The 11,055-nt window shown below is 74.9% G+C and carries 8 protein-coding genes; 3 read left to right on the forward strand and 5 right to left on the reverse strand.

The genetic code is table 11. From position 1 onward, the window contains the following. The first annotated feature begins 74 nt into the window (after positions 1-74). Positions 75-998, forward strand: a complete 924-nt coding sequence (locus ACH4SE_RS13440) for an EamA family transporter (protein WP_398543499.1) — start codon at positions 75-77, stop codon at positions 996-998. A gap of 70 nt (positions 999-1,068) precedes the next feature. Here the strand turns inward: ACH4SE_RS13440 and ACH4SE_RS13445 are convergent, their stop codons facing one another. Next, the gene (locus ACH4SE_RS13445; protein ID WP_398543669.1) at positions 1,069-2,382 is read right to left on the reverse strand and encodes a dicarboxylate/amino acid:cation symporter; all 1,314 of its coding nucleotides are present in this window, start codon (positions 2,380-2,382) and stop codon (positions 1,069-1,071) included. Positions 2,383-3,375: 993 nt separating this feature from the next. On the opposite strand from ACH4SE_RS13445, the gene ACH4SE_RS13450 reads away from it, so the two are divergent. After that, positions 3,376-5,202 (forward strand): adenylyl cyclase, encoded by a 1,827-nt coding sequence (locus tag ACH4SE_RS13450; RefSeq protein ID WP_398543500.1) that lies wholly within the window; start codon positions 3,376-3,378, stop codon positions 5,200-5,202. 86 nt (positions 5,203-5,288) lie between these two features. Here ACH4SE_RS13450 and ACH4SE_RS13455 read toward each other — a convergent pair whose 3' ends face one another. From ACH4SE_RS13455 to ACH4SE_RS13470, 4 genes are all read right to left on the reverse strand, one after another. Further along, complete coding sequence (locus ACH4SE_RS13455; RefSeq protein WP_398543501.1) at positions 5,289-5,498, reverse strand: hypothetical protein; 210 nt, start codon at positions 5,496-5,498, stop codon at positions 5,289-5,291. Then, positions 5,495-6,283 carry a COG4280 domain-containing protein gene (locus ACH4SE_RS13460; protein ID WP_398543502.1) on the reverse strand — a complete coding sequence of 263 codons (789 nt, stop codon included), beginning with the start codon at positions 6,281-6,283 and terminating at the stop codon, positions 5,495-5,497. Before ACH4SE_RS13460 ends, ACH4SE_RS13455 begins: the two co-directional genes overlap by 4 nt. Before the next feature lie 173 nt (positions 6,284-6,456). Further along, positions 6,457-8,337 (reverse strand): FAD-binding protein, encoded by a 1,881-nt coding sequence (locus ACH4SE_RS13465; protein WP_398543503.1) that lies wholly within the window; start codon positions 8,335-8,337, stop codon positions 6,457-6,459. Between the two features lie 3 nt (positions 8,338-8,340). Next, a complete protein-coding gene (locus ACH4SE_RS13470; RefSeq protein WP_398543504.1) occupies positions 8,341-9,060 on the reverse strand; it encodes a VIT1/CCC1 transporter family protein in 720 nt (239 codons plus the stop codon). A 307-nt stretch (positions 9,061-9,367) separates the two neighbouring features. Here ACH4SE_RS13470 and ACH4SE_RS13475 point away from each other — a divergent pair, with 307 nt between their 5' ends. Beyond that, a complete protein-coding gene (locus ACH4SE_RS13475; RefSeq protein ID WP_398543505.1) occupies positions 9,368-11,050 on the forward strand; it encodes a M14 family metallopeptidase in 1,683 nt (560 codons plus the stop codon). The last annotated feature ends 5 nt before the right edge of the window (positions 11,051-11,055 follow it).

Below are 11,055 nucleotides of genomic sequence, written 5' to 3' on the forward strand. Positions count from 1 at the left end.
CATCGTGGATCACGATCGATGGCGTGACAAACATGTGTTGGACTCATCGATCCACCCGGGCCGACACTTCCGTCATGACCACGCAATCCATGGCACGGACCCGCGGCGCCGTCCGCGGGGACGGGGGAACGGGCCTGTCGCGTACCGCACTCACCGCGCTCGCGCCCGCCGTCTGGGGCACCACCTACATCGTCACGACCGAATTCCTGCCCGCCGGGCACCCGCTCTTCGCCGGGCTGCTGCGGGCGCTGCCGGCCGGGCTCGCCGCGCTCGCCCTCACCCGCACGCTGCCGCGCGGCGCCTGGTGGGGGAAGGCGGCGGTGCTGGGCGCGCTGAACATCGGGGTGTTTTTGCCGCTGCTGTTCACCGCCGCGGAGCGGCTGCCCGGCGGGGTGGCCGCGACGCTGGGGGCGGGCCAGCCGCTGGTCGTCGCGCTCCTCGCGGCGCCGGTGCTGCACGAGCGCCTGTCGGTGTGGCGGATCGGCTGGGGCGTGGCGGGGGTCGCCGGGGTCGGCCTGGTGGTGATCGGGCCCGACGCCGGGTTCGACGGCGTCGGCGTGGCGGCGGGGCTGGCGGGCGCGGTCGTGATGGCGCTCGGCGTGACGCTCACCAAGCGCTGGGGCCGCCCGCCGGGCGTGAGCGGCACCGCCTTCGCCGGCTGGCAGCTCACCGCGGGCGGCCTGCTCCTGCTGCCGGTGACCTTCCTCGCCGAGGGCGCGCCGCCCGCGGTCGACGGGCGGGCCGCGCTCGGCTACCTGTGGCTCGGGCTGGTCGGCGGGCTCGTCACGTACACGCTGTGGTTCCGCGGCATCGGCGCGCTGCCGGTCACCTCGGCGGCGCTGCTCGCGCTGCTGTCGCCGCTCGTCGCCGCGGTGCTGGGCGCCGCGGTGCTCGGCCAGACGCTCGGGCCCGTGCAGCTCGCGGGCTTCCTGCTGGCCCTCGGCGCGCTGGTCGGCGGCCAGCTCCCGCCGCCCCGGCGCGGGCCGCGGCCGCGGTGACCGTACGGCCGCGGCCCCGGCCCCTCCGGGGGGAGGGGCCGGGGCCGCGGTGCGCAGCGGGGGAGCGGGGTCAGACCTCGACCAGCTCCCGGGCGGTGGTGTCCTCGGCCGGTGCGTCGTCCTCGATGCCACGGGGGGCGTCGAAGGCCGCGCGGTCCAGGATCTTCTCCCGCGAGGCGACCAGCACCGGCGTCACGATCTGGCCCGTGACGTTGGTGGCGGTGCGCATCATGTCCAGGATCGGGTCGATCGCCAGCAGCAGGCCGACGCCCTCCAGCGGCAGGCCGACCGTGCTCAGGGTCAGCGTCAGCATCACGATGGCACCGGTCAGACCGGCCGTCGCCGCCGAGCCGATGACCGAGACGAACGCGATCAGCAGGTAGTCCCCGATGCCCAGGTGGACGTGGTAGACCTCCGCGACGAAGATCGCCGCGAGCGCCGGGTAGACCGCGGCGCAGCCGTCCATCTTGGTGGTGGCGCCGAAGGGCACGGCGAAGGACGCGTAGTCGCGCGGCACGCCGAGGCGCTCGGCCACCCGCTGGGTCACGGGCATGGTGCCGACCGAGGAGCGGGAGACGAAGGCCAGCTCGATCGCGGGCCAGGCGCCCTTGAAGAAGTTGACCGGGTTGACCTTGCCGACCAGCGCGAGCAGCAGCGGGTAGACCACGAACATCACCAGCGCGCAGCCGACGTACACGTCGACGGTGAAGGTGCCCAGCGGCCTGAGCAGGTCCCAGCCGTAGGTGGCCACCGACTTGCCGATGAGGCCCAGGGTGCCCAGCGGGGCGAGCCGGATGACCCACCACAGCGCCTTCTGCACGACCTCCAGCACGACCTTCGCGAAGTCGATCAGCGGCTCCGCCTTCTCGCCGACCGACAGCGACGCGGCGCCGACGACGACGGCGAGGAAGACGATCTGGAGCACGTTGGGCTGCGCGAACGCGTCCACGACGTTCGTCGGGACGATGCCGGTGAGGAAGTCGATCCAGCTGCCCTTGTGGAGCCCGTCCGGCACCGCCCCGGCCTTGAGGTGGACGCCGTCGCCCGGCTTGGTGGCCAGGCCCAGCAGGATGCCGATGGTCACCGCGATCAGCGCGGTGACGCAGAACCACAGGAGCGTGCGCGCCGCGAGCCGCGCGGCGTTGGTGACGTTGCGCAGGTTGGTGACGCTGACCAGCACGGCCGTGAAGACCAGCGGCGGGACGGCCAGCTTCAGCAGCTGGACGAAGATGTCGCCGATACGGGTCAGCGTCTCGGTGAGCCAGTGCACGTCGGCGTCGCGGGCTATCAGGCCCAGGACGACGCCCAGGACCAGACCGGAGAGGATCTGGGCCCAGAACGGGATCTTCTTGAGGAAGGCAGGCAAGGGGGACTCCTGTGACAGCGCCGGACCGGCCGGGCACCGCGGGACGGGGAGGGGGGACGGGTACCGGCGCGGTGCGTGCGGACGCGGCGCTGAGCGGCAGCTCAGGGCAGGAGCGGGCGACCGGGCCGGGGTGCGGGTGGAGGCGTCGGTGCGCGGCACGCGGGGACGTCACCCCGGGCGACCGGGGACCACGGGCCGGGATCGGCCGCGGGCGGTGGCGGGGACGTCAGCGACGGGCGCGCGTCAGCGCGTACACAGGTCGCCGTTGCAGTGGCACAGGTCGACATGCAGACGCCACACCAGCGGGGTGTCTCCCGCGGCGCGCATCGCGATGACTCTGTGGGCACTGGACATGGCCAGGAAGATAATGCATTCATTGCACAAATACAAACTGTCGTGCTCGCGCCATCTACTTTCCCCGTCCGTCCGCCGTCGCAGGTCACGGGCCTGCGGACTCCCGGCGGATTGACGGGTGATCAATTCCCTTGCGGATTTCGGTTCTTGGTCCGCGGGCCGCCTTTCCGCGGATTCCCCGAGTCTTTCGCCCCCGCCCGCCGCCCCCTCGGGGGCCGCGGGCGGCGGCCGCGGCAAGCCGCGCGGCGGGGCGGTCGGCCCGCGGGGCGGGGTGAGCCGGCCGAGAGGCCGGGGTGCGGCGGCCGCCTCCCGGCGGGTGGGGCGGCCCAGGGGTGCGGGGAACCCCGCGGGCGAACCCCCTCGCCGCACCCGCGCCCTGCGGCGGCCGCCCCGCGCTGCGGGAAGACCGCGGCGCGCCCGTCGGAGGGCGGCGCGCGCCAGGCCGGTCCGGCGGCGGCCGCCCCGCGCTGCCGGAAGGGCCGGGACCTCCCAACTCCCCTCGCGCGGCGCGCGATCCGTACCGCCCCGCGACCTTCGGAGAAGCCCGCGCGCTTATTGACGCTGCCCATCCGCGGTGATTCACTCTCGCCCTGAGAGCGCTCTCTCGCGGTCCGGCCCACCGCGCAGTCCTCCTGATCCACCACCACAGGGAGAGCCGTGTCCGTCATCCCCTCTCGCCGATCCGTGCTCCGCGGGGCGGCCGTCGCCGCCGCGGTGCCGCTGGCCGGCGGCATCGCCACCGGTACCGCCCGTGCCGCGGCGCCGTCCGCCCGTCCCCGCCCGCCCGAGGGACAGCAGGGCCACAAGGGCGCGGACCTGGGGCACAACATCCTCGTCTTCGACCCGTCGATGGGCGACGCGGCGATCCAGGCGCAGGTCGACGCCGTCTTCGCGATCCAGGAGTCCAACCAGTTCGGCGACGAGCGCTACGCGCTGGCCTTCATGCCGGGCACGTACACGGTGGACATCAACGTCGGCTTCTACACCCACGTCCTCGGCCTCGGCGCGAGCCCGTCCGACGTCGTGATCAACGGCCACGTCACCGTCGACGCCCAGTGGTTCGACGGCAACGGCACCCAGAACTTCTGGCGGGCCGCGGAGAACCTGACGATCGTGCCGCCGGACGGCCTGAACCGGTGGGCCGTCGCCCAGGCCGGGCCGATGCGCCGGGTGCACGTCCGGGGCAACCTGACGCTGTGGCCGAGCCCGCCCGGCAACCGGTGGTCCAGCGGCGGCTTCCTGGTCGACAGCGTGGTCGACGGCTACGTGGAGTCCGGCTCGCAGCAGCAGTGGCTGTCCCGCAACGACACCTTCGGCTCGTGGACCGGCGCCAACTGGAACATGGTCTTCGTGGGCGTCGAGGGCGCGCCCGCCCAGTCCTTCCCGGCGCCCCCGTACACCACCGTCGACCGCACCCCGGTCGTCCGGGAGAAGCCCTTCCTGACCGTGGGCGAGCACGGGGACTACGAGGTCTTCGTGCCCGGGCTGCGCCGCAACAGCACCGGCACCACATGGGCCGGGGGCCGCGCCGCGGGCAGGAGCATCGGGCTGGACCGCTTCTTCGTGGCCCGGCCCGGCGACTCCGCCGCGGAGATCAACCGCGCCCTCGGCAGTGGCCGGCACCTGCTCCTGACGCCCGGTGTCTACGACCTGACCTCGCCGATCCGTGTCACCCGCCCCGGCACGGTCGTGCTGGGCCTGGGCTACACGACGCTGCGCTCGGCCCGGGGCAACACGCTCGTCGAGGTGGCCGACGTCGACGGCGTCACGATCGCCGGCGTGCTCGTCGAGGCCGCCTCCGCACACACCCCGGTGCTCGTCCGGGTCGGCGAGGGCCGCAGCGGGCACCGGCACGGCAACGACCCGACCGTGCTCTTCGACGTCTTCGCCCGCATCGGCGGCGCCGTCGCCGGCGGCGCGGGGGTCAGCCTGCAGATCGACAGCAACGACGTCATCTGCGACCACCTGTGGCTGTGGCGCGCCGACCACGGCCTGGACGGCACGGTGGGCTGGTCGGTGAACCCGGCCGACACCGGCATCCTCGTCAACGGCGACCACGTCACGGCCTACGGGCTGTTCGTCGAGCACTACCAGAAGTACGAGGTGCTCTGGAACGGCGAGAGCGGCCGCACGTACTTCTTCCAGAACGAGAACCCGTACGACGTCCCCACCCAGACGGCCTGGGTGCACGGCGGCACCAAGGGCTACGCGTCGTACAAGGTCGCCGACGGCGTCCGCGACCACCTGGCCTGGGGCCTGGGCAGCTACTGCTTCTTCAACCTGGAGGCGGACATCTACACCGACCGCACGTACGAGGTGCCCGACACCCCCGGTGTGGTCCTCACCGACCTGATGACCGTGTGCCTGAACGGCGCGGGCGGCGGCGGCATGCTGCACGCCGTCAACGACTCCGGCGACCCGGTCCAGAACGGTTTCGCCGTCTACAACATGAAGCGCTACTCGAACGGCGTCGCGACCGTCTGACGGGCGCGGCGCGGCGGCGCACGGCGGGTACCGGGACCGTGGGGGCCCTGGTACCCGCCGTGCGGCGTACGGGCGGTGGGCCGCGGTCAGCGCCGGGCCGCGGCGACCGCCCGGCGCAGCGACAGGGCCAGCAGCACCGCGACCGCGACCGGCGGCAGCCACCAGGCGTCGACCCCTGCGCCGTGCACCAGTGCCGCGGTCGCGCCCAGTGCCACGGTCACACCGGCCGCGACCCGCCAGTCGTCACCGACGACGAAGTCGTACCAGAACATCACGAACGAGCGGAGCCACTTCACTGCGGGCTTCCTTTCCCGGCGGGCGCCGGCGAGGAGGGTGCCGCGGCGGGCGGCCGCGGGTCCTGGGTGCGGCGCAGCAGCGCCGCGCCGCCGAGCCCGAGCACGGCGACGGCGGGCACGAGCACGAGCAGCGCCGCGTCGGCGCCCGGCCACTCGGCCCCGGCGCCCTCGGTGGACCAGAAGACCCCGAAGGCGGTGAGCATGATGCCCACGGCGAACTTCATCGAGTTCTCCGGCACCCGCGCCAGCGGCGCCCGCACCGCGAGGCCCACACCGGTGACGGCCACGACCGCGAGGGCCGCGCCCAGCGCCGCGAGCGGCACGCTCCCCTGGTTGTTGCCGAACGTCACGACGATGAAGGCGACTTCGAGCCCTTCGAGGAAGACGCCCTTGAAGGCCAGCGTGAAGGCGTACCAGTCCTTGACCGCGCCCCGCCCGCCGCTCGCGGCGGCCTCCGCGGCCGCGACCTCCTTGGCGTAGGAGCCGGCCTCGTCGTGCAGCGCCTTGAGGCCGGACGCGCGCAGCATCGCCTTGCGCAGCCACTGAAGCCCGAAGACCAGCAGCAGCGCGCCGACCACCAGGCGCAGGGCCTGGAAGGGGATCAGCCCGATCGCGGGCCCGAGCGCCGCGACGGCCACCGCGAGCGCGACCAGGGCCGTGACGGTGCCCTGGATCGCCGAGCGCCAGTTCCGGCTCGTGCCGGCGGCCAGCACGATGGTCAGGGCCTCGACCGCCTCGACGGCGCAGGCCAGGAAGACGGTGAGGACAAGGACGAGGCCGCTCATGTGCGACCACCCCGGTGCGGTTCGGTACGGACGGTGCGCGAGCAGTGTCTCACGGCGGGCTCCAGGAATCCGGCCCCCGGACGGGGGCGGCGTGGTGGGTGGGGCGGGCGCGCGGGTGCGGGTCCGCGGGGGGTCACCGCGGCCGGGGCGGGCCGCGGAACCGGACGGCGCGGTCAGACGGCGGCGGCCGCCGGCCGTGCGGCCGCCGAGCGGCGGAAGGCCTCGGCCAGGGCGGGTACGGCGGCGTGCCAGTCGGCGACGATGCCGATGTCGCAGTGCCGGAAGATCTCGGCGTCCGGGTCGCTGTTGACGGCCAGCACGGTGTGCGCGCGCCGCACGCCCACCGTGTGGTGCGGGCTGCCGGAGACGCCGAGCGCGACGTACAGCTGCGGGGCGACGTCCCGCCCCGTGACGCCGAGCTGGCGGCTGTGCGGGAGGGTGCCGGCGTCGGTGACCTTGCGGGTCGCGGCGTATTCCGCGCCGAGTGCCGCGCGCAGCGGCTCGACCTCCGCCCGGTCGCCGGGCGCGACGCCCGCGCCGAGGCCGATGACGGCGGCGGCCCGTTCCAGGGCGTCGAAATCGTCCTCGGTCCGGCGGCCGGAACGCCGCAGCAGCCGGTCGCCGGGGACCTCCAGCGCCTCGACGGGGATCGGGCCGTACGCCGCCCGCGGCTCCCGTACGGCGAGCGAGCCGGTGCGCAGCGTCGCGATCTGGGGGACGCCGTCGCTGGAGACCTCGGTGAAGGCGCCGCCCGCGGACGGCTTGCCGCCCACCAGCCGCTCCGGGCCGCGGCCGTCCGAGCGCACCGACACCGCGGTCAGGTCGGACAGCAGCCCGGCCTCCAGGAGCACCGCGAGGCGGGCCAGCACCTCGCGGTCCCACGCGGTCGCGCCGCCGAGCACCGCCCAGGGGGCGCCCGCCGTCCGGATCCACCCGGCCAGCGCGGCGGCGGCAGGGCGGGGATCGGTGCCGGTCAGCCGCACCGACGCGTCCGCACCCCAGCCGGCCAGGAGTGCGGGGTCGGCCTCCGGAGTGACGGCCACGACGTGCCCGCCGATCCGCCCGGCGATCTCCGCCGCCTCCCCGAGCAGCGCCCGCGCCCCGCCCCCGGTTTCCCCGCAGACGGCGAGCACGGCGGGCCCGGGCAGCCCGGGGGCGCCCGGCCCGGCGGCGGGCGGCCGCGCGGCCCCCGCACGGGTTGCCGCCGGCGGACGGGCCTGCGGTGCCACGGACACCGGCGGGGCGCCGCCGGCCGCCGTGCGGCCGGCGAGCAGTTCCACCGCGCGGGCCGCCTGCTCCTGCGGGGTGCCGGACAGCAGTGCCGGGCGCCGGGTCGGCGGGGCGGGGAGGACGCGGCCGACCCGGGTGGGGCTCGCGGCGCCGGGCTGGACCCCGGGCAGCCGATCGGCCGCCAGGGTGCGTACGGGCGCCGGGTCGGGCCAGGTCGCGCGCGGGGCCTTCGCCGGACGGCAGGAGCGCTCGGCGACCGAGAGCACCGCGGGCAGGGTGACCTCGGCCGTTTCGGTGACCCCGTCGAGCTGGAGCACCGCGCGCAGCCGGCCGTCCCCCGCGGCCTCCACGGACAGCGCGGGCCCCGCGAAGGGCAGTCCGAGCAGCGCGGCGACCATCGGCCCGACCGCGCCCGTCGCGCCGTCCACCGTGCCGTGCCCCACGAGCACCAGGTCCACCGGGTCCAGCGTGCGTACCGCCGCGGCGAGCGCCTTCGCGGTGACCAGGCAGTCCGCGCCGGCCAGTGCCGGGTCGCTCACCAGCACGCCCTCGTCCGCGCCGCAGGCGATCGCCTCGGCGAGCACGTCCGCCGCCCCGGGCGGCCCCATGGTGACGACCGTGGTCCGCCCGCCGCCGCCCCGCCCCAGCTCCACCGCGCGGGTCACCGCCCGGCGGCACCAGGGGTTGAGCTCGGTGGTGAAGCCGTCCCTGAGCAGCCTGCCGCGGCCGTCCAGAGTGCCGGGGTGGTCGCCCAGCGGGACCTGCTTGACCAGCGCCACCGTGTGCAGCGGCCGCCCGCCGGCCTGGATCTGCGTCGTCCCCATCGGTCAGGACACCCCCGAGCCGACCAGCAGGCCGACCAGGAAGGTCACGGCCGCCGACACCCCGCCCAGCACCAGCTGCCGGCTCGCGCCGAACCACGGGGCCCGCGCGGTCAGCTTCGCCGTCAGGCCGCCGGTCAGCAGCAGGCCGGCGGAACTGGCCAGCAGCGCGGGCACGATGCTGGAGGCGCCGAAGAAGAAGGGCAGCAGCGGCACGAGCGCGCCCAGCGCGAAGGCGGTGAAGGAGGACGCCGCCGCCGACCATCCCTGGGGCAGGTCGTCCGGGTCGACGCCCAGCTCCTCGCGCACGTGCACCCGCCAGGCCACCTCGGGGTCGGCCGTCAGCTCCTCGGCGATCTCCCGGGCGAGTTCCGGCCGCACGCCCTTGGCCTGGTAGGCGAGCGTCAGCTCGCGCAACTCCTCGACCGGGTTGGTCTCCAGCTCGCGCCGCTCTCGGGCGATCTCGGCCTGCGCCAGCTCGTTCTGCGACGACACCGAGATGAACTCGCCGGTGGCCATGGAGCACGCCCCGGCGGTGAGTCCGGCCAGCCCGGTCAGGACGACGGTGTGGGCGCCCGCGCCGCCACCGACGACTCCGGCGACCAGGGCGAAGTTCGAGACCAGGCCGTCCACCACGCCGAACGTCGCGGGGCGCAGCCAGCCGCCGGTGACATCGCGGTGCTGGTGGTGGATCTCGGCCGTGCCGATGTCGGCTGTGGCAGTCATGCGGGGTGTCCAATCTCGGCCGGGGCGGCGCCGCACCCGGCGGCCCGGCCGGCGCATCAGGGAGGGTCGGCGGAAAAAGAGGGAGGAATCAGTGAGAATCGGCGGAAGGACATCAGGGTCCGCGCCCGGCCGGGCGAGCGACCGTCAGGGAGCACTGTGGCCGCCGGCCCCCTCCCGCGTGATTGGCGGCGGGCGAGAAGTCCGCCGGGAAAGATTGGCCGACCGCCCAAAGCACCGTGTGCGCGCCGCGCGCAGACTGACCGTCCTGCCAGGCTGCTGCCGCCGTGCGATTGCGAGGGAACACCGCATGATCCGCCCGCTGACCTACGACCGGTTCTACGTCCACGAGGAACTGACCGCGCTGCTCCGGGACTGGGCGGACAGCCGCCCCGGCCTCGCGGCCCTGGAGAGCGTGGGCCGCTCGTGGGAGGGGCGCGACATCTGGCTGGTCACTCTGACCAGCACCGCGACCGGACCGGCCGCGGAGAAGCCGGCCTTCTTCGTCGAGGCCGGCATCCACGGCACCGAGTGGTCGTCCTGCTTCGCCGCCCTGCACCTGGTGCACCGGCTGCTCACGGGCTACGGCACCGACGAGCGGGTGACCCGGCTGCTGGACACCCGCGCCGTCTACGTCGTCCCGCGGCTCAACCCGGACGGCCACGAGCACGCCCTGGCCGAGGGCCGGTTCATCCGCTCCAGCGTGCGCCCGCACCCGAGCCCGGAGGCCGACCCCGGGCTCCAGCTGGGGGACGTGGACGGCGACGGCCGGGCGCTGTTCATGCGCGTCCGCGACGCGGAGGGGCCGTGGAAGACCCACCCGGACGAGCCGAGGCTGCTCGTCCCGCGCGAGCCCGACGAGACCGGCGGGGACTACTACCGGCTCTTCCAGGAGGGCGACATCACCGGCTACCGCGGCGACGTCGTCGAGGTCGCCGAGGCCGTGGAGGGCCTGGACCTCGGCCAGAACCTGCCCACGGACTGGGAGGCGGCCCCGCTGCTGCCGCGCAACGCCGGCCCGTACCCCGGCTCGGAGCCGGAGACCCAGGCGGTGCTGCGGGCGGTCACCGACCGGCCGAACATCACCGGCTGGGTCACCTGCCACACGTTCGGCGGCCTGCACCTGCACCCGCCGATGAACGCCGACGTGCGGCTGCCCGGTCCCGACCAGCGCGTCTACGACGTCGTCGGCGCCAAGGCAGCCGAGCTGACCGGCTACGACGTGATGTCCTTCCAGGACCTCAAGCACGACGCGGCGGCCGTCTTCCGCGGCGGCCAGCTCGGCTGGTACTACCATCAGCTGGGCCTCTTCGCCTGGATCACCGAGTTCTGGTCCCCGCAGCGGGCGGCCGGCATCGAGTCGTACCACGCGTCGCGCTGGCTGATCGACCACCCGGTCGAGGACGACCTGAAGATGATCGAGTGGAGCGACAAGGAGCTGGACGGCAAGGGCTTCGTCGACTGGTACCCCTACGAGCACCCGCAGCTCGGCCCGGTCGAGCTGGGCGGCTGGGACATGATCAACTACTGGTACAACCCGCCGATGGACCGCATCGAGGCCGAGGTCGCCCCGCACACCGAGTGGGTCATCTTCCAGACCCTCGCCTCGCCCCGGCTGGAGGTCCGGCGGGCCACCGCCACCGAGGTCGCGCCCGGTGTGCACCGGGTGCGGCTGGTCGTCGGCAACACCGGCTGGCTGCCGACGTACGTGACCCGGACCGCGCTCTCCCGGGAGGTCGCCGGCGAGCTGTCCGCCCGTGTCGAGCTGCCCGCCGGTGCCGAACTGGTCACCGGCGAGGCCGTGGAGCGCCTCGGCCAGCTGGAGGGCCGCAGCGGCACCCTGTCGTCGACCACCTGGTGGGGCCACGACCCCGGCACCCCCGATCTGACGGCCGTCGAGTGGACCGTCCGCGCCGAGGCGGGCACGGTCGTCCGCCTCACCGCCGCGCACCCGCGCGCGGGCACCGCCCGCACGGAACTCCGCCTGGGCTGAGGGCC

This window comes from Streptomyces sp. NPDC020983 (genome assembly GCF_044333485.1).
Classification (GTDB): Bacteria; Actinomycetota; Actinomycetes; order Streptomycetales; family Streptomycetaceae; genus Actinacidiphila.

What these genes read in the sequence shown, in the direction of transcription:
- ACH4SE_RS13475 (WP_398543505.1), top strand. Translation starts at nt 9,368, where the DNA reads ATGATCCGCCCGCTGACCTACGACCGGTTCTACGTCCACGAGGAACTG.
- ACH4SE_RS13460 (WP_398543502.1), bottom strand. Translation starts at nt 6,283, where the DNA reads ATGAGCGGCCTCGTCCTTGTCCTCACCGTCTTCCTGGCCTGCGCCGTC.
- ACH4SE_RS13470 (WP_398543504.1), bottom strand. Translation starts at nt 9,060, where the DNA reads ATGACTGCCACAGCCGACATCGGCACGGCCGAGATCCACCACCAGCAC.
- ACH4SE_RS13440 (WP_398543499.1), top strand. Translation starts at nt 75, where the DNA reads ATGACCACGCAATCCATGGCACGGACCCGCGGCGCCGTCCGCGGGGAC.
- ACH4SE_RS13465 (WP_398543503.1), bottom strand. Translation starts at nt 8,337, where the DNA reads ATGGGGACGACGCAGATCCAGGCCGGCGGGCGGCCGCTGCACACGGTG.